The sequence below is a fragment of the Streptomyces sp. NPDC051173 genome, assembly GCF_040689515.1.
In the GTDB taxonomy this organism is placed as follows: Bacteria; Actinomycetota; Actinomycetes; order Streptomycetales; family Streptomycetaceae; genus Streptomyces.
On the sequence record NZ_JBFBBD010000005.1, the window covers coordinates 87,288 to 104,120 of the forward strand.

General features: G+C 72.9%; 18 protein-coding genes. 6 read left to right on the forward strand and 12 right to left on the reverse strand.

Annotated features, from left to right (window positions below; genetic code table 11):
• Positions 1–58: 58 nt before the first annotated feature.
• Positions 59–2,236 (reverse strand): ATP-dependent DNA helicase RecG, encoded by a 2,178-nt coding sequence (gene recG, locus AB0435_RS05130; RefSeq protein WP_366426244.1) that lies wholly within the window; start codon positions 2,234–2,236, stop codon positions 59–61.
• 135 nt (positions 2,237–2,371) lie between these two features.
• Positions 2,372–4,075 carry a DAK2 domain-containing protein gene (locus tag AB0435_RS05135; protein ID WP_366426219.1) on the reverse strand — a complete coding sequence of 568 codons (1,704 nt, stop codon included), beginning with the start codon at positions 4,073–4,075 and terminating at the stop codon, positions 2,372–2,374.
• A gap of 388 nt (positions 4,076–4,463) precedes the next feature.
• Between AB0435_RS05135 and rpmB the strand changes: the two genes are divergently transcribed.
• Complete coding sequence (rpmB, locus tag AB0435_RS05140) at positions 4,464–4,649, forward strand: 50S ribosomal protein L28 (RefSeq protein WP_087926075.1); 186 nt, start codon at positions 4,464–4,466, stop codon at positions 4,647–4,649.
• Between the two features lie 144 nt (positions 4,650–4,793).
• Here rpmB and thiD read toward each other — a convergent pair whose 3' ends face one another.
• Both thiD and AB0435_RS05150 read right to left on the reverse strand, forming a co-directional pair.
• A complete protein-coding gene (gene thiD / locus AB0435_RS05145) occupies positions 4,794–5,582 on the reverse strand; it encodes a bifunctional hydroxymethylpyrimidine kinase/phosphomethylpyrimidine kinase (protein ID WP_366006084.1) in 789 nt (262 codons plus the stop codon).
• 10 nt (positions 5,583–5,592) lie between these two features.
• Entirely contained in the window at positions 5,593–6,564 is a 972-nt protein-coding gene (locus AB0435_RS05150; RefSeq protein ID WP_366006083.1) for a thiamine-phosphate kinase, read from the reverse strand.
• Positions 6,565–6,701: 137 nt separating this feature from the next.
• Here AB0435_RS05150 and AB0435_RS05155 point away from each other — a divergent pair, with 137 nt between their 5' ends.
• Together AB0435_RS05155 and AB0435_RS05160 are read left to right on the forward strand one after the other, a co-directional pair.
• Complete coding sequence (locus AB0435_RS05155) at positions 6,702–6,935, forward strand: Lrp/AsnC ligand binding domain-containing protein (protein WP_361527676.1); 234 nt, start codon at positions 6,702–6,704, stop codon at positions 6,933–6,935.
• A 20-nt stretch (positions 6,936–6,955) separates the two neighbouring features.
• Positions 6,956–7,462: a DUF3515 domain-containing protein gene (locus AB0435_RS05160; protein WP_366006082.1), complete on the forward strand. Its 507-nt coding sequence runs from the start codon at positions 6,956–6,958 to the stop codon at positions 7,460–7,462.
• Here the strand turns inward: AB0435_RS05160 and AB0435_RS05165 are convergent.
• The 3 genes from AB0435_RS05165 to AB0435_RS05175 are packed head-to-tail and all read right to left on the reverse strand — an operon-like array spanning position 7,459 to position 10,395.
• The gene (locus AB0435_RS05165; RefSeq protein WP_366006081.1) at positions 7,459–8,613 is read right to left on the reverse strand and encodes a D-alanine--D-alanine ligase family protein; all 1,155 of its coding nucleotides are present in this window, start codon (positions 8,611–8,613) and stop codon (positions 7,459–7,461) included. The genes AB0435_RS05160 and AB0435_RS05165 overlap by 4 nt on opposite strands.
• A gap of 34 nt (positions 8,614–8,647) precedes the next feature.
• Complete coding sequence (locus AB0435_RS05170; protein ID WP_366426220.1) at positions 8,648–9,649, reverse strand: NAD(P)H-dependent glycerol-3-phosphate dehydrogenase; 1,002 nt, start codon at positions 9,647–9,649, stop codon at positions 8,648–8,650.
• Positions 9,646–10,395: a lysophospholipid acyltransferase family protein gene (locus AB0435_RS05175; RefSeq protein WP_366006079.1), complete on the reverse strand. Its 750-nt coding sequence runs from the start codon at positions 10,393–10,395 to the stop codon at positions 9,646–9,648. Before AB0435_RS05175 ends, AB0435_RS05170 begins: the two co-directional genes overlap by 4 nt.
• Before the next feature lie 160 nt (positions 10,396–10,555).
• On the opposite strand from AB0435_RS05175, the gene cofC reads away from it, so the two are divergent.
• Together cofC and AB0435_RS05185 are read left to right on the forward strand one after the other, a co-directional pair.
• Positions 10,556–11,221 carry a 2-phospho-L-lactate guanylyltransferase gene (cofC, locus tag AB0435_RS05180; RefSeq protein WP_366006087.1) on the forward strand — a complete coding sequence of 222 codons (666 nt, stop codon included), beginning with the start codon at positions 10,556–10,558 and terminating at the stop codon, positions 11,219–11,221.
• Positions 11,222–11,350: 129 nt separating this feature from the next.
• Positions 11,351–11,560 carry a hypothetical protein gene (locus tag AB0435_RS05185; protein ID WP_366006078.1) on the forward strand — a complete coding sequence of 70 codons (210 nt, stop codon included), beginning with the start codon at positions 11,351–11,353 and terminating at the stop codon, positions 11,558–11,560.
• A gap of 82 nt (positions 11,561–11,642) precedes the next feature.
• Here AB0435_RS05185 and AB0435_RS05190 read toward each other — a convergent pair whose 3' ends face one another.
• From AB0435_RS05190 to leuC, 4 genes are all read right to left on the reverse strand, one after another.
• Positions 11,643–12,344: an HU family DNA-binding protein gene (locus AB0435_RS05190; protein WP_366426221.1), complete on the reverse strand. Its 702-nt coding sequence runs from the start codon at positions 12,342–12,344 to the stop codon at positions 11,643–11,645.
• A gap of 125 nt (positions 12,345–12,469) precedes the next feature.
• Positions 12,470–12,715 (reverse strand): hypothetical protein, encoded by a 246-nt coding sequence (locus AB0435_RS05195; RefSeq protein ID WP_116214085.1) that lies wholly within the window; start codon positions 12,713–12,715, stop codon positions 12,470–12,472.
• A 169-nt stretch (positions 12,716–12,884) separates the two neighbouring features.
• A complete protein-coding gene (gene leuD / locus AB0435_RS05200) occupies positions 12,885–13,478 on the reverse strand; it encodes a 3-isopropylmalate dehydratase small subunit (protein ID WP_366006076.1) in 594 nt (197 codons plus the stop codon).
• 5 nt (positions 13,479–13,483) lie between these two features.
• Positions 13,484–14,917: a 3-isopropylmalate dehydratase large subunit gene (gene leuC, locus AB0435_RS05205; protein ID WP_366006075.1), complete on the reverse strand. Its 1,434-nt coding sequence runs from the start codon at positions 14,915–14,917 to the stop codon at positions 13,484–13,486.
• Between the two features lie 129 nt (positions 14,918–15,046).
• Between leuC and ndgR the strand changes: the two genes are divergently transcribed.
• Positions 15,047–15,775 carry an IclR family transcriptional regulator NdgR gene (gene ndgR, locus AB0435_RS05210; protein WP_087926089.1) on the forward strand — a complete coding sequence of 243 codons (729 nt, stop codon included), beginning with the start codon at positions 15,047–15,049 and terminating at the stop codon, positions 15,773–15,775.
• A gap of 51 nt (positions 15,776–15,826) precedes the next feature.
• On the opposite strand, the gene AB0435_RS05215 is transcribed toward ndgR, so the two are convergent.
• Entirely contained in the window at positions 15,827–16,804 is a 978-nt protein-coding gene (locus tag AB0435_RS05215; RefSeq protein ID WP_366426222.1) for a sensor histidine kinase, read from the reverse strand.
• Positions 16,805–16,833 lie beyond the last annotated feature (29 nt).

Below are 16,833 nucleotides of genomic sequence, written 5' to 3' on the forward strand. Positions count from 1 at the left end.
CCCGCGGTGTGCGGACGACGCCGGGGCGTACCCGCCCCGCCCGCTGGGCACCCCTGGCTCAGCCCTTGTCCAGATACTGCTCGCGCTCGCGGTCCAGCAGCGCGTCCAACGCCGTGCGCAGCTCGGGCAGTCGCGTCAGCTCGGGGTCCGCGGCGACCACCGCGGCGGCCTCCTCGCGGGCGGCGGCGATGACCTCCTCGTCCTCGATGACCGTGAGCATCCGCAGCGACGACCGGACGCCGGACTGCGCCTGGCCGAGGACGTCGCCCTCGCGGCGCTGCTCCAGGTCGATGCGGGAGAGCTCGAAGCCGTCGAGGGTGGCGGCCACCGCGGCCAGCCGGGCGCGCGCGAGACTCGCCTCGGGCATCTCGCTGACCAGCAGGCACAGGCCTGGCGCCGAGCCGCGGCCCACGCGGCCGCGCAGCTGGTGGAGCTGGGAGACGCCGAACCGGTCCGCGTCCATGATCACCATGACGGTGGAGTTGGGCACGTTCACCCCGACCTCAATGACGGTGGTGGCGACGAGCACGTCGACCTCGCCGGCGGCGAAGCGGCGCATGACGTCGTCCTTCGCCTCCGGCTGCATCCGGCCGTGCAGCACCTCCACGCGCAGCCCGCGCAGGGGTCCCGCGCCCAGCTGCGCGGCGATGTCGAGGACGGCGAGCGGCGGGCGCTTCTCGGCCAGGTCCTCCGCGGACGGCTCGCCCTCCTCGGACTTCGCGCGGGACTTGGGAGCCTTGGCGCCGTCGCCCTCCTCCGCGATGTCGTCGCCGATTCGCGGGCAGACCACGTACGCCTGGTGGCCGCCCTCGGCCTCCTCGCGCACCCGCTCCCAGGTGCGGGCCAGGAAGTGCGGCTTGTCCTTGGCGGGCACGACGTGGGTGGCGATGGGCGAGCGCCCGGCGGGGAGCTGGTCGAGCACCGAGGTCTCCAGGTCGCCGAAGACGGTCATGGCGACGGTGCGCGGGATCGGGGTCGCGGTCATCACCAGCAGGTGGGGCGGCTGCTTGCCCTTGGAGCGGAGCGCGTCGCGCTGCTCGACGCCGAAGCGGTGCTGTTCGTCCACGACGACGAGGCCGAGGTCGTGGAACTGCACCTTGTCCTCGATCAGCGCGTGGGTGCCGATGACGATGCCGGCCTCGCCGGTGACCAGGTCCAGCAGGGCCTGCCGCCGAGCCGCCGTGCCCATGGAGCCGGTGAGCAGCACCACTTTGGTGCCCTGCTCGGCACCGCCGAGCATGCCTCCTTCGGCGAGCTCGCCCATCATCTCGGTGACCGACCGGTGGTGCTGCTGGGCGAGCACCTCGGTGGGCGCGAGCATCGCGGCCTGGCCGCCCGCGTCGACGACACCGAGCATGGCCCGGAGGGCGACCATGGTCTTGCCGGAACCGACTTCTCCCTGGAGGAGGCGGTGCATGGGGTGTTCGGCGGCGAGGTCGGTGAAAATCTCCGCGGAGACCTTGAGCTGGCCGTCGGTGAGGGTGAAGGGGAGCTTCGCGTCGAAGGCGTCGAGGAGGCCGCCGGGCACGGGTTTGCGGGCGACGGCGGGCAGTTGGGAGTCGGCGTGCCGGCGGCGGGCGAGGGCGACCTGGAGGACGAACGCCTCGTCCCACTTCAGGCGGGCCCGCGCGTCCTCGATGTCGGCCTTCGAGCGCGGGCGGTGGACCTTGCGGAAGGCGTCCGGGAGCTCGGCGAGGCCACGGCCGTCGCGCAGCGCCGGGGGCAGCGGGTCGGCGATGTCACGCCAGCCCTCGGCCTCGAAGAGGTCGAGCAGGGTGTCGACGGCCTTGGTCAGCTTCCAGGACTGGAACTGCTTGCACGCCGGATAGATCGGCAGGAGCCGCCCGGCGAAGGACTCGGCGGCGTCGGCGCCGCTCTCCTTGTCGAGGAGTTCGTAGTCGGGGTGCAGGAGCTGACGGGTGCGGTTGAAGAGGGAGACCTTGCCCGCGAACATCCCCCGGCGGCCGGGCTGCAGCTCCTTCTCCCGCGCGTAGGCGCCCCGGCCGAAGAAGACGAGGGTCAGCGCGCCGCTGCCGTCGGTGACCACGACCTCCAGGCGGACGCCCTTGCCGTGGTTGAAGGTCTTCATGGCGGCCTTTGCGACTTGGGCGACGACAGTGGCGTGCTCGTCGAGCGGCAGGTCGGCGAGCCGGGTCAGCTCGCCGCGCTCGGCGTAGCGGCGCGGGTAGTGGTGCAGCAGGTCGCCGGCCGTGTGCAGGTCGAGGTGCTCGGCCATCACCTTCGCGGTGGTGCCACCGAGGATCTTCTTCAGGGGTTCGTCTAGCGCGGGCACGCCCCTATTGCACACCACGGCACTGACAAACCGCGCTCCCCCGCCGCCTCCCGGCGGGGCCGGGGCGGGCGCGGGGCGTCACTCGACGCCGATGAGCAGCGGCGCCGCCTGCTGGCCCCCGCGGTAGACCACCGTGTCCACGGCCAGGTGGCCCTCGCGTACGTGCCGCTCCAGGCGGTCCGCGACGGAGCCGGGGACGCCCGCGCCGAGGACCAGGGTGACCATCTCGCCGCCCGCGGCGAGCATGCGGTCGAGGACGGTCTCGGCGGTCGCGGCGAGCTCCGTGCCGATGACGGCCACGTCGCCGTCGATGAGGCCGAGCACGTCCCCGGCCTGGCAGACGCCGGCCATGGTCCAGGACTGCCGCTCGGCGACGGCCAGTTCGGCGTAGCGGGTGGCTCCCGCGGCTGCGGTCATGGCGACGACGTCCTCGTCGAAGCCCCGCTCCGGCTCGTGGACGGCGAGCGCGGCGATGCCCTGGACCGCGGAGCGGGTCGGGATGAGGGCGACGCGTACGCCTTCGGTGCGGGCCTGCTCGGCGGCCGCCGCCGCGGTGTGGCGCAGCTCGGGGTCGTTGGGCAGGAGCACCACCTCGCGGGCGTGCGCGCGCCGGATGGCCGCGACCAGCTCGCCGCTGGCGGGCGGTTCGCCCGGCCCGGCCGGGACGACGGTGGCACCGGCCTCCCCGCACAGCCCGGCCAGCCCGTCGCCGGGCACGACGGTGACCACGGCGCGCTGTACGGGCTCCCGCGTGCGGGCCGCGGCCCCGGCCGCGGGGCCGAAGTGGGTGATGCGGACGCGGTGCGGGCGCCCGGCCTCGATCCCGGCCTCGACGGCCGCCCCGGCGTCGTCGACGTGCACGTGGACGTTCCACAGGCCGTCGCCGCCGACGACGACGAGCGAGTCGCCGAGCGCGTCGAGACGGGTCCGCAGGCGGGCGACGGCGGTGTCGTCGGCGTCCAGGAGGTAGATCACCTCGAAGGCCGGGGTGGCGTGGCCGCCGGGCGCGGGGTGGCAGGCGGCCGCGGACTCCGTCCCGGTGCGCCACGCGCGCGTGGCGGGCGCGTCGCCTCCGGCCTCCTGCCGCCCGGCGCGGTGGCCGCGCTCGCGGCGGGCCTCGGGCGGGGCGCTCTCGCCGGACAGCGCGCGGGACAGCGCCCCCAGGACCTCGACCAGGCCGAGGCCGCCCGCGTCGACGACGCCCGCCCGGCCGAGGACGTCCAGCTGGCCGGGGGTGAGCGCGAGGGCGGCGCGGGCCGCCTCGTCCGCGGCGCGGGCCACTTCCGGGGCGCCGCCGGGAGCCTCCGAGGCGGCCTTCGCCGCGGCCGCGGCGACCGTGAGCACCGTGCCCTCGACGGGCCGGGCCACGCCCTCGTACGCGGACGCGACGGCCCGCCGCAGCGCGGCGCGCAGCGCCTCCCCGCCGTCGGGCCCGGCTGCGGGCTCCTCGGCCGCGAGGACCTCCGCCATGCCGCGCAGGAGCTGGGCCAGGATCGTGCCGGAGTTGCCGCGCGCGCCTATGAGGGCGCCGTGGGCCATGGCCCGTACGACGTCGGGGAGGCCGGGGAGCCGGTCGCGGGAGCCCTGGGAAGACCGGGAAGAGGCGCCCGCCGTGGCGTGGCCGTCGAAGACCGCCTCGACCGCGCGGGCGGCGGACTCGACGGTCAGATAGAGGTTGGTGCCGGTGTCGCCGTCCGCGACCGGATAGACGTTGATCGCGTCGATCTCCTCGCGGGCCCGCCCGAGCGCGTCGAGGGCCAGAGCGCACCAGGTGCGTACCACTGTGGCGGCATGGGGGCACCCCCGGACGGAGTCTGGGGGAGTGTGCGGCACCTGTGTCCTCCTCGGACTCCTCGGGGCGGTGGGCAGTGATCGGCAGCGTAGTCCCGCGGCGGGCCGGTGCGGGCGGCCGGTGGAAACCCCGCGGACAGGGCCGGGAAAGGCCAGCAAGGGGGGGGGCCGCGGGCCGCCGGTACGGCCCCGGCCGGTCCCGGGCGGCCATGGTAGTTTCGTTGTACGGGAGCAGCCGATGTATGCTGCTCCGGTTGCCTGATGAAAATCAGGAACATCCCCTGATACTGCCGGTCACTCAGATTTCGGCACGCAGGGATTCACCGTACGTGCCTGTTGTTCCCGCGCAAGTGGGGATGACCCGTCTTTGGAGTAACCCGTGGCTGCCAACTGCGACGTCTGCGGCAAGGGGCCGGGCTTCGGCAACGCTATTTCGCACTCGCACCGCCGTACCCCCCGTCGTTGGAACCCCAACATCCAGCGGGTGCGCGCAGTGATCGGGCGCACGCCGAAGCGGATCAACGCCTGCACCTCGTGCATCAAGGCCGGCAAGGTCTCGCGCTGAAGCGCCTGACCCTTCCCGAGCAAGCGGACACCGGTCCACCTCTGGGTGGGCCGGTTTTTCGCATGTCCGGACGCGGTTGAAGAAGGCTCCCGGGGTCGCCCCCGGGAGCCTTCGTCGTCTCCTGAAGTCGTCTCCTGAAGTCGTCTAGAAGCGCCAGCCGTGGTCCACGGGGCCGATCCCGGTGCCCAGCGGGAAGCCCGCGGCGATGGCCCCGGTGACGTAGTCCTTGGCCGCGGCGACGGCCTCCGGCACCTCGCTCCCCTTCGCCAGTTCGGCGGCGACGGCGCTGGCGAGGGTGCAGCCGGTGCCGTGTGTGTGGCGGTTGTCGTGGCGGGGGGCGCGCAGCCAGTGTTCCCGGGTGCCGTCGGTCAGGAGGTCGACGGCCTCGGCGCCGTCGAGGTGGCCGCCCTTGACGAGGGCCCACCGCGGCCCGAAGGAGAGCACCGCGTCGGCGGCCCGGCGCAGGTCGGCCTCCGTGGTGACGTGGACGCCGGTGAGCCAGGCGACCTCGTCGAGGTTGGGGGTCGCGACGGTCGCCACGGGCAGCAGCCTCGTGCGCAGCGCGTCGAGCGCGGAGGCGGCGAGCAGGGGGTCGCCGTGCTTGGAGATGCCCACCGGGTCGACGACCACGGGGGCGCCCTGGCCGGTGAGGAGTTCCGCGACGGTCTCGACGAGCTCGGCCGAGGCGAGCATGCCGGTCTTCACGGCCTGGACGCCGATGTCGTCGACGACGCTGCGGTACTGCGCGCGCACCGCCTCGGCGGGCAGCTGCCAGGCGCCCTGCACCCCGCGGGAGTTCTGCGCGGTGACGGCGGTGAGCACGCTCATGCCGTGCACGCCGAGGGCGAGCATCGTCTTGAGGTCGGCCTGGATGCCCGCACCGCCGCCGGAGTCGGATCCGGCGACGGTCAGCACGCGTGGAGGTATCGGCATACCGCCGAATCTACTCGTCGGGCTCGGTGTCGCCGAAGTGGTCCCAGCCGCCGGTCTTGTCCCAGGGCGCGCCGTCGACGGTCACCTGCGGCAGCGCGGAGGGGCTGACGACCTCGCCGATGACCTTCCAGCGGGCCGGGAGCTTCACGTCCGGCGGGAAGGTGGCCACGATGGCGTGGTCCTCTCCCCCGGTCAGCACCCACTGCAGGGGGTCGACGCCGACCGCCTGGCCGATGTCGGACATCTGCGTGGGCACGTCGATCGCGGCGGTCCGCAGGTCGATGCGGACCTTGCTGGCCTCGGCGATGTGCCCGAGGTCGGCGATCAGGCCGTCGCTGACGTCGGTCATCGCCGTGGCGCCGAGCCCGGCGGCGGCGGGGCCCGCGTGGTACGGCGGCTCCGGGCGCCGGTGGGCCTCGACGAAGGCGCGGGGCGAGCGGAAGCCCCGGACGAGCACGGCGAGTCCGGCGGCGGACCACCCGAGCCAGCCGGTGACCGCGACGACGTCGCCGGGCTGTGCGCCGGAGCGGGTGACCGGCTCGTGGTTGCGCAGGTCGCCCAGGGCCGTGATGGCCACGGTGATGGTGTCGCCGCGCACCACGTCGCCGCCGACCACGGCGGCGCCCGCGACCTGGCACTCGTCGCGGATGCCGTCCATCAGCTCGGTCGGCCAGGTGGCGGGCAGTTCGGCGGGCACGACGAGGCCGAGCAGGACGGCGGTGGGGACCGCGCCCATGGCGGCGATGTCGGCGAGGTTCTGCGCGGCGGCCTTGCGGCCGACGTCGTACGCCGTGGACCAGTCGCGACGGAAGTGCCGCCCTTCCAGCAGCACGTCCGTACTGGCCACGACCCTCCGGTCGGGCGCAGCGACCACCGCGGCGTCGTCACCCGGCCCGAGCCGGACCGCCGGGGTGGTGGTGAGCCGGGAAGTAAGCTCTCTGATGAGCCCGAACTCCCCCAACTCGCCCACGGTGCCTTTCACTGAGCTCCTCCTAGGAGTATCGGTTGTGACATTCGCCGCGCCGCGCAGTCAGCGCGGGTCTCCCCGCGCCGTACGGCGACGCGGTACCGTGGCGTCTCTTCTCCCCACATGATCCTCGTAGCCGCCCTGGAGGTTCCGTGGTACAGGCGTACATCCTGATCCAGACCGAGGTCGGCAAAGCGTCGACCGTGGCCGAAGTCATCGGAAAGATCACGGGAGTGATCCAGGCCGAGGACGTGACGGGTCCGTACGACGTCATCGTGCGCGCCCAGGCAGAGACGGTCGACGAGCTCGGCCGGATGGTGGTCGCGAAAGTCCAGCAGGTGGAGGGCATCACCCGCACACTGACCTGCCCGGTCGTCCATCTGTAGGTCCCCCGTATGCTCGCCCGGTGAAGTTTTCGCCCCGCTGGTCGCTCGGCCTGCCCGCTGTCGTCGTACTGTTCGCCGCCGTTGGCTGTTCTTCGGGCAACGACACGGCGGGCCCCGCGGTTCCCACACCGCCGGCGCGGGCGGTCGAGCCCTGCCGGGCACTGCACAAGGCACTTCCGGAGTCCGTGGACGGGATGAAGCGGCGCGAGGCCGCTCCCGTCTCGGACTTCACCGCTGTCTGGGGCGACCCGGCGATCTCGCTGCGCTGCGGGGTGCAGCGCCCCGAGATCATCCGGGAGGGGTCCAAGACGTACGCGCCCTCCACGGGGTCGGTGGAGGCCGACGGTGTGGAGTGGCTGCCGGAGCAGCGGTCCGACGGGAGCATCCGCTGCACCACCGTGCACCGTGAGGTGTGGGTGGAGGTGACGCTGCCGAAGAAGGTCGTCGGTGACGCCGGCGATCTCGGTGCGCTCACCGATCTCGCCGACGCCGTCAAGAAGACGATCCCCTTCGGCTACGTCGACTAGCGCAGGCCCGTGGAGCGGCGCAGCGCCGCCTGGACGAGCGCGTCGACCAGCTCGGGGTAGCTCATGCCGCTCTCCTGCCACATCCGCGGGTACATCGAGATGGGCGTGAAGCCGGGCATGGTGTTGATCTCGTTGATGACGAACTCGCCGTCCTCGGTGAGGAAGAAGTCCGCGCGGACCAGGCCCTCGCAGGAGACGGCGTCGAATGCCTGGACGGCCAGCTCCTGGACGCGCGCCGTCTGCTCCGGCGTCAGCGGCGCCGGGACGATGCCCGCGGCGGAGTCGATGTACTTCGCCTCGAAGTCGTAGAAGTCGTGGGCGGTGACCGGCGGGATCTCGGCCGGGACGCTCGCGCGCGGCCCGTCCTCGAGCTCCAGCACGCCGCACTCGATCTCCCGGCCGCGCAGCAGCGACTCCACGATGATCTTGGGGTCGTGGCGCTGGGCCTCCGCGATGGCCTCGTCCAGGCCGGCGAGGTCGTCGACCTTGGTGATGCCCATGGAGGAGCCGGCGCGGGCGGGCTTCACGAAGAGCGGCCAGCCGTGCTCGCCGGCGAAGTCGACGATCTTCTTGCGGGCGGCGGCCGGATCGGCCTGCCACTCGCGCGGGCGGACCACCTCGTACGGACCGACGGGCAGGCCGTAGGAGATGAAGACCCGCTTCATGTACTCCTTGTCCTGGCCGACGGCCGAGGCGAGCACACCGGCGCCCACGTAGGGGATGCCGGAGAGCTCCAGCATGCCCTGGAGGGTGCCGTCCTCGCCATACGGGCCGTGCAGCACGGGGAAGACGACGTCGACCTCGCCCAGCGCCTTGGGGACGGTGCCCGGCTCGGTGTAGACGACCTCGCGGGAGGCGGGGTCGACCGGCAGCACCACGGTGCCGTCGGGCGAGCGGTCGAGCTCGGCGACGCTCGGCAGCGTGCGGCCGGCGATGGCCATCCGCTCGGGGTCGTCGGCGGTGAGCGCCCAACGGCCGTCGGTGGTAATGCCGATCGGCAGCACGTCGTACTTCGTGCGGTCGATCGCGCCCATGACGGCGCCGGCGGTGACGACCGAGATCGCGTGCTCGGAACTGCGACCGCCGAACACGACCGCGATGCGCGGCTTACGGCTCCGGTCAGGGCTCTGGGTGGTGGTCTCGCTGCTCATATCGCGACGAGACTACCTGGTGGTACGGAGTGAGTCAGTGCCGCTCGGGCTTGGCGCTGCGCGACATCAGCTCCTTGAGGGCCACCAGCGGCGGCTTCCCCTCGTGGACGATCTCCACGACGGTCTCCGTGATCGGCATGTCGACGTCGTGCCTGCGCGCCAGATCCAGCACGGACTCACAGGACTTGACGCCCTCGGCGGTCTGCTTGGTGACCGCGATGGTCTCGGCGAGGGTCATGCCGCGGCCGAGGTTGGTGCCGAAGGTGTGGTTGCGGGAGAGCGGCGAGGAGCAGGTGGCCACGAGGTCGCCCATCCCCGCGAGGCCGGCGAAGGTGTGCGCGTCGGCGCCCATGGCGAGGCCGAGCCGGGTCGTCTCGGCGAGGCCGCGGGTGATGAGCGACGCCTTGGCGTTGTCGCCGAGGCCCATGCCGTCGGCGATGCCGACGGCGAGCGCGATGACGTTCTTGACGGCGCCGCCCAGTTCGCAGCCGACGACGTCGGTGTTGGTGTACGGGCGGAAGTACGGGGTGTGGCAGGCCGTCTGGAGCCGCTTGGCCACGGTCTCGTCCCGGCACGCGACGACGGCCGCGGCGGGCTGCCTGGCGGCGATCTCCTTGGCGAGGTTGGGCCCGGTGAGGACGGCGACGCGGTCGGCGGAGACCTTGGCGACCTCCTCGACGACCTCGCTCATCCGCTTGGCGGTGCCCAGTTCGACGCCCTTCATCAGGGAGACGAGGACGGTGTCCGCAGCCAGCAGGGGCGCCCACTCCGTGAGGTTGCCGCGCAGGGTCTGCGAGGGCACGGCGAGGACGGTGAAGTCGGCGCCGGCGGCGGCCTCGGCGGGGTCGGTGGTGGCCTGCACGGCCGCGGGGAGCTCGGTGCCCGGGAGGTAGTCGGCGTTGACGCGGGTGGTGTTGATCGCCGTCACCAGGGACTCCCGGCGGCCCCACATCGTCACCTCGCAGCCCGCGTCGGCGAGGACCATCGCGAAGGCGGTGCCCCAGGATCCGGTGCCGAAGACGGCGCAGCGCGTCACTTGGTGTCCTCCTGGGCCTGGCGGCGGGCCGCGGCGCGCGCCTTGCGGTGGTTGTACGGCTCGGCGGGGGCGGTCTCGCCGCGGAGTTCGGCGAGGAGGGCGGTGATGGCGGCCATGATCTCGTCGGTGGCGGCGCGCAGCACCTCGGCGGTGGGTTCCTTGCCGTAGTACGCGGAGAGGTCGACGGGCGGGCCCGCGAGGACTTTGAGCGTCTTGCGGGGGAAGAGCCGGAGCTTGTTCTCCTTGGCGTACGGCGGCATGGCCTCGTTGGCGCCCCACTGGGCGACCGGGATGACGGGCGCCTGGGTGAGCAGTGCCACACGGGCGGCGCCGGTCTTGCCCTCCATCGGCCACATGTCGGGGTCGCGGGTGAGGGTGCCCTCGGGGTAGAAGGCCACGCACTCGCCCTTGTTGATGGCGTCGACCGCGGCCCGGAAGGCGGTGGCGGCGTCGGTGGTCTCGCGGTAGACGGGGATCTGCCCGGTGCCGCGCAGCACCGCGCCGACGAAGCTGCCCTTGAACAGCGCCGCCTTGGCCAGGAAGCGGGGGACGCGGCCGGTGTTGTACTGGAAGTGCGCGTAGGAGAGCGGGTCGAGATACGAGTTGTGGTTGACCGCGGTGATAAACCCGCCGTCGGCCGGAATGTGCTCCATTCCGCGCCAGTCCCGCTTGAACAGAACCACGAGCGGCGGTTTTGCCAACACCGCCGTAAAGCGGTACCAGAAGCCGATTCTGTGGCGGGACACTCGGACACCCTTCTCTCGGGACCTGGGGGCTGTATGAACCCGGGGGCCGGACAAGTGTCGCCCCAGGTACCCGGTCTGTCGAGAACACCGTAACCCCGCGCCCCTCACGCGACTGCGGCAGCGGGTGACAATGAGGCTCATGCGAAGAGAGGGGGCGGATGTGGTCTGGACCCTGGTGGTGCCGCTGAAGCCGCTGTCCCAGGCCAAGAGCCGTCTCGCGCAGGGCACCGGGCACGCTCCGCGGCCCGCCCTCGCGCTGGCGTTCGCCCTGGACACGGTGGCGGCCGCGCTGGCCTGTCCGGCGGTGGGGGGTGTGGTGGTCGTCACGGACGATCCGCTGGCCGGCGCGGAGCTGACGGCGCTCGGGGCCCGGGTGCTGCCCGAGCCGTCGGGACCCGGCGGGCTGAACGGCGCGCTGGCACACGGCGCGCGCACGGTGCGGGCGCGCAGCCCGCGGTCCGCGGTGGCGACGCTCAACGCGGACCTGCCGGCGCTGCGGCCGGTGGAACTCGGGCGGGTGCTCGATTCCGCGGCGGAATTCCCGCGGGCATTTCTCGCGGACGCGGCGGGAATCGGGACGACGCTTCTCTCGGCCGCTCCCGGAATGGAATTGGCTCCGGCGTTCGAGGGCCCTTCGCGCGCCCGTCACCGTGCGTCGGGGGCCCGGGAGATCGAGCTGACGGGGGTCGACTCCGTACGCCAGGACGTGGACACGGAGTCCGATCTGCGGGCGGCACGGGCGCTGGGCCTCGGCCCGCGGACGGCGGCCGCGGCGGCGGGGCTGCGAGGGCGCGGGCCGGGGCGGGCCGACCAGGCGGTGTCCTGAGAGGTCTTCCGCCGCCCGACGCCGCCGTCGGCCACCTGCCCACCGCCGGCGTCCGCCCACCGCTGCCGCCGCGTGCCGGGCCCGGGGACGGGCAGGCCGCCTCGCGCGCCGCGGGCGTAGGCTCGACCCATGCAGGCCACCGCGTACACCTACGACCCTCAGACCCGCTCCGGCAGTGTGCTGCTGGACGACGGCACCCCGGTGCCCTTCGACGCCGCGGCGTTCGACGCCGGCGGCCTGCGGCTGCTGCGGCCCGGCCAGCGCGTGCGGATCGAGTACGCAGAGGGCCGGGGCGAGAGCGCCGGGAACATCTCCCTGGTGACGCTCCAGACCTTCTGAACGGCCCTTCAAGGGCCGCGCACACACCGCGGGCCGGGCTCCCCGGAGGGAGCCCGGCCCGGCGCGTGACGCGGTCGCAGCCTTACTTCTTGGCGGCGGCCTTCTTGGCGGTGGTCTTGCGCGCCGTGGTCTTGCGCGCCGGAGCCTTGGTCGCCGTGGCCTTCTTGGCGGGTGCGGTCTTCTTCGCAGTCGCCTTCTTGGCCGTGGTCGCCTTCTTGGCCGCCGTGGTGGCCTTCTTGGCGGTGGCCTTGGTGGCCGTGGCCTTCTTGGCCGGAGCGGCCTTCTTCGCCGTGGCCTTCTTCGCGGCGGCCTTGGTGGCGGTGGCCGTCGTCTTCTTGGCGGTGGTCTTCTTCGCCGTGGTCTTCTTCGCGGTGGTGGCCGTGGCCTTCTTCGCGGTGACCTTCTTGGCGGTGGCCTTCTTGGCCGCGGCCTTGGCCGTCACCTTGGTGCCGCCCGAAAGGCTGCCCTTGGGCGCCTTCTTCACGGCGACGTCGTTCTTCGGGAGCTTCTTCGAGCCGCTCACCAGGTCCTTGAAGCCCTGGCCCGCGCGGAAGCGCGGCACGGAGGTCTTCTTGACCCGCACGCGCTCACCCGTCTGCGGGTTGCGGGCGTAACGGGCCGGACGGTCGACCTTCTCGAACGAGCCGAAGCCGGTGACCGAGACCCGGTCCCCGGCGACAACTGCACGGACGATCGCGTCGAGTACCGCGTCGACCGCGTCTGCGGCCTGCTGACGGCCACCGAGCTTGTCGGCAATCGCTTCAACGAGCTGCGCCTTGTTCACGTCTTCCCCTTCGGAGACATTGCTGGAACGAATGCGTTCCAGCCTTTTCGCACGTTAGGCAGATATATACCGCAAATCAAACACGAAACGGTCTAATCACCCTTGTGCCGCAACGAACTCGACCATCACGGAGTTCCGTCACGGTCGGGCTCTTCGGGGAAACGGCCCTCGTCGAGGTCGTTCATCAGCCGGTCCAGACGCTTTGCCGCGCCTGAGAGATCGTGCTTTGCCGCAGCCGTGATGGCCAGCAGCTTCCGGGACAGCGCCATCCGTACGCCCTCCGGGACTTGCAGTGTGCGCACCCTGGTGTGCGCTTGCTTGAGTTGGTCGGCGACGAGCCGGTAAAGCTCGAGTTGGCTGTCGCGTTCCATGCACCGATTGTGCCATCTGAGGCGAGTTGTCGCTTCACAGGGCCTCAACAAAGCGATGCGCCCCCTGTCCGAAGACAGGGGGCGCATCATGTCAAACCCTGGGTGAGCAGCGAAAATCCGGGTCCCCACCAGCGTGTCGGCCAGGGGCCGGACGGGCTCGAAATTCGTGTCAGAACTGGGCCGTGGAGGGCTTGTACGCGGGCCTGCGGGCCTCGAAGGCGGCGATGTCGGCCTCGTGCCGGAGGGTCAGCCCGATGTCGTCCAGGCCCTCCAGCAGACGCCAGCGCGCGTTCTCGTCAAGCTCAAAACCGGCCGTGATGCCGGGGGCCCGGACCTGGCGCCCGACGAGGTCGACCGTCACCTCGACGGTGGGGTCGGATTCGGTCAGCCGCCACAGGGCGTCGACGGTCTCCTGCGGCAGGACGACGGTCAGCAGCCCGTTCTTGAGCGAGTTCCCGCGGAAGATGTCGGCGAACCGGGACGAGACGACGGCCTTGAAGCCGTAGTTCTGGAGCGCCCAGACGGCGTGTTCACGGGAGGAGCCGGTGCCGAAGTCGGGGCCCGCGACCAGGACGGTGGCGCCCCGGCGCTCCGGGCGGTTCAGCACGAACTCCGGATCCTTGCGCCACGCCTCGAAGAGCCCGTCCTCGAAGCCGTCGCGGGTGACCTTCTTGAGCCAGTGCGCCGGGATGATCTGGTCGGTGTCGACGTTGCCGCGGCGCAGCGGTACGGCCCGGCCGGTGTGCGTGGTGAAGGCTTCCATGTCTCTCAGACCCCTACGGAAGTGCGTACGTCGGACGCGTCGGTCAGGTCGGCCGGGGAGGCCAGCCGGCCCAGGACCGCGGTGGCGGCGGCGACCTGGGGCGAGACCAGGTGGGTGCGGCCGCCCTTGCCCTGCCTGCCCTCGAAGTTGCGGTTGGAGGTCGACGCGGACCTCTCGCCGGGCGCGAGTTGGTCGGGGTTCATGCCCAGGCACATGGAGCAACCCGCGTGCCGCCATTCGGCCCCGGCGGCGGTGAACACCTTGTCCAGCCCTTCCGCGACGGCCTGGAGGGAGACGCGTACGGAGCCGGGGACGACCAGCATCCGGATGCCGTCGGCGACGCGCCGGCCGTCGAGGACCGCGGCCGCGGCGCGCAGGTCCTCGATGCGGCCGTTGGTGCAGGAGCCCACGAAGACGGTGTCCACGCGGATGTCACGCAGCGCCTGACCCGCCGTCAACCCCATGTATTCCAGGGCCTTTTCGGCCGCGAAGCGGTCGGAGGGGTCGGCGTAGGAGGCGGGGTCCGGGACGTTCGCCGACAGGGGCGCGCCCTGGCCCGGATTGGTCCCCCAGGTGACGAACGGCGAGAGCTCGGTGGCGTCGATGACCACCTCGTGGTCGAAGACGGCGTCGTCGTCGGTGCGCAGGGTGCGCCAGTGGGCGACGGCGTCGTCCCAGTCGGCGCCCCGGGGTGCGTGGGGGCGGCCTTCGAGGTAGGCGAAGGTGGTGTCGTCCGGGGCGATCATCCCGGCGCGGGCGCCCGCCTCGATGGACATGTTGCAGACGGTCATCCGCGCCTCCATCGAGAGCTTCTCGATGGCCGGGCCGCGGTACTCGATGACGTAACCCTGGCCGCCGCCGGTGCCGATGCGGGCGATGACCGCCAGGATCAGGTCCTTGGCCGTGACGCCCTCGGGCAGTTCGCCCTCGACGGTGACGGCCATCGTGCGGAAGGGGGCCAGCGGCAGGGTCTGAGTGGCGAGGACGTGCTCGACCTGGCTGGTCCCGATGCCGAACGCCAGCGCGCCGAAGGCGCCGTGGGTGGAGGTGTGGCTGTCGCCGCAGACGACGGTGGTGCCGGGCTGGGTCAGGCCCAGCTGCGGTCCCACCACGTGGACCACGCCCTGCTCGACGTCACCCAGCGGGTGCAGCCGCACGCCGAACTCCGCGCAGTTCTTGCGCAGGGTCTCCAGCTGGGTGCGGGAGACGGGGTCCGCGATCGGCTTGTCGATGTCGAGGGTGGGCGTGTTGTGGTCCTCGGTGGCGATGGTGAGGTCGAGGCGGCGCACCGGGCGGCCCGCCTTGCGCAGCCCGTCGAACGCCTGCGGGCTGGTCACCTCGTGGAGCAGGTGCAGGTCGATGAAGAGGAGGTCGGGCTCGCCCTCGGCGCGCGTGACGACGTGGTCGTCCCAGACCTTCTCCGCGAGTGTCCGTCCCATCGCTGTCCCTCCGGCCGGCGTCGCCGCCGGTCCCATTCGTGTGGCTCGTGGGTTGCTGTCCCTCCAGGTTGGCGGGTCCGCCGGAAAATTGAACTTGCGTTTCACAGTGTGAGACGCAAGTATCGTTTCATGGACAACTCTGGTGGCGCCTCGAGCGGTGTGGGCGTACTCGACAAGGCGGCTCTGGTTCTGAGCGCTCTGGAGTCCGGTCCGGCGACGCTGGCCGGACTGGTCACGGCGACCGGGCTCGCGCGCCCGACGGCGCACCGGCTGGCGGTCGCGCTGGAGCACCACCGCATGGTGGCGCGGGACATGCAGGGCCGGTTCATCCTCGGCCCCCGGCTCAGCGAGCTCGCCGCGGCGGCGGGCGAGGACCGGCTGCTGGCCACGGCCGGCCCGGTGCTCACGCACCTGCGGGACGTGACGGGCGAGAGCGCGCAGCTCTACCGCCGACAGGGCGACATGCGGATCTGTGTGGCGGCGGCGGAGCGGCTGTCCGGATTGCGGGACACGGTGCCGGTCGGCTCGACGCTGCCGATGAAGGCCGGTTCCGCGGCACAGGTGCTGATGGCCTGGGAGGAGCCCGAGCGGCTGCACCGCGGCCTCCAGGGGGCCCGCTTCACGGCGACGGCGCTCTCGGGCGTGCGGCGGCGCGGCTGGGCCCAGTCGATCGGCGAGCGGGAGCCCGGTGTCGCCTCGGTCTCGGCGCCCGTGCGCGGCCCCTCCAACCGCGTGGTCGCCGCGGTCTCGGTCTCCGGTCCCATCGAGCGCCTGACCCGGCACCCGGGCCGGATGCACGCCCAGGCGGTCATCGACGCGGCCGTGCGCCTCAGCGAGGCCCTGCGCCGCAACGGCTGACCGGCCGGATCCCGTACGGAAGCCCTGTGAGGGCGGGCACGGCGCCCGCCCTCACAGGGCTTCCGCGTCCGTCGGCCCCGCCACGCGCAGGGTGATCCGGGTGCCGCCGTCCCGGGGCCGTACGTCCAGGGACCGGCTGAGGCGGCGGGCGAGCCAGAGGCCGTCCTCGGCACCCTGGGCGGCCCCGGGCGGGAGATAGCCCGCGAGCGCGGGCACGGGGGCGCTGTGCGGCCCGGGGCGCCACAGGTCGTACACCAGGACCCCCGGCTCCTCCCAGGCGCCCAGCGTGACCCGCGCGCCCTCCGCGGCGCCCAGCAGGTGGTCCGCCGCCTCGTGGACGGCGAGCTCGGCCAGGGCGAGCCGCTCGCCGCCCAGACCCGCGGCGGCGGCCCGGGCGCGGGCGAAGCGGCGTACGGCGGCGAGGTCGGCCGTCGGCGCCGCCAGGACGGCCGAGGCCGGCGCCGGGAGGTCCGGGGGCGGCGGCGAAGCCGTGTAGGCGGCCGGGTCGCGGTAGGCGGCGCAGGGCGTCACGCGCTCGCCGTCCAGCCGCGCCGGGTGGGTCGCGCAGGCCGCCTCGGCCACGCCGGCGGGCACAGTGCGGGTGTCGTACGGGCAGATCATCCACAGCGGCAGCGCGGCCAGCAGCAGGTTCAGGCCGGACTCCATGCGCTTCCACTCGGCGCTCTGGCGGGCGGATCTGCCGCTCCACACCGGTTCGGCGATCATCCGCACCCGCAGGCCGGGCCGGGCGCGGCGCTCGTGGTAGCGCAGGAAGGCGAGGACCCGCTCGACGGGCCTGCGGCCGAAGTACGCGGTCTCGGCGGTGTCCAAGGCGCGCGCCGCGTCCCCGAGGGCGGCGCGCAGCAGCTCGATGTTGGCGGGCGTCGTCGCGGCCAGTACGGGTTCCCCTGCCGCCAGCCCGGCGCGGACGAAGGGCACCGCCATGGCCAGGAACTCCGTGTCGCTCCCGTACAGACAGGCGTGGTGGACGAACCCCCGCCCGGCCCCGTCGGAACTCTCAGGGCCCACGGAACCCTCCGGGCCCTCGGGACCCCCGT

Excerpts from the sequence above, each read along its gene's own strand:
- recG (WP_366426244.1), bottom strand. The coding sequence starts at position 2,236 with ATGGCCGAGCACCTCGACCTGCACACGGCCGGCGACCTGCTGCACCAC.
- thiD (WP_366006084.1), bottom strand. The coding sequence starts at position 5,582 with ATGCCGATACCTCCACGCGTGCTGACCGTCGCCGGATCCGACTCCGGC.
- AB0435_RS05165 (WP_366006081.1), bottom strand. The coding sequence starts at position 8,613 with ATGAGCAGCGAGACCACCACCCAGAGCCCTGACCGGAGCCGTAAGCCG.
- AB0435_RS05185 (WP_366006078.1), top strand. The coding sequence starts at position 11,351 with ATGCAGGCCACCGCGTACACCTACGACCCTCAGACCCGCTCCGGCAGT.
- AB0435_RS05195 (WP_116214085.1), bottom strand. The coding sequence starts at position 12,715 with ATGGAACGCGACAGCCAACTCGAGCTTTACCGGCTCGTCGCCGACCAA.
- leuD (WP_366006076.1), bottom strand. The coding sequence starts at position 13,478 with ATGGAAGCCTTCACCACGCACACCGGCCGGGCCGTACCGCTGCGCCGC.
- leuC (WP_366006075.1), bottom strand. The coding sequence starts at position 14,917 with ATGGGACGGACACTCGCGGAGAAGGTCTGGGACGACCACGTCGTCACG.
- ndgR (WP_087926089.1), top strand. The coding sequence starts at position 15,047 with ATGGACAACTCTGGTGGCGCCTCGAGCGGTGTGGGCGTACTCGACAAG.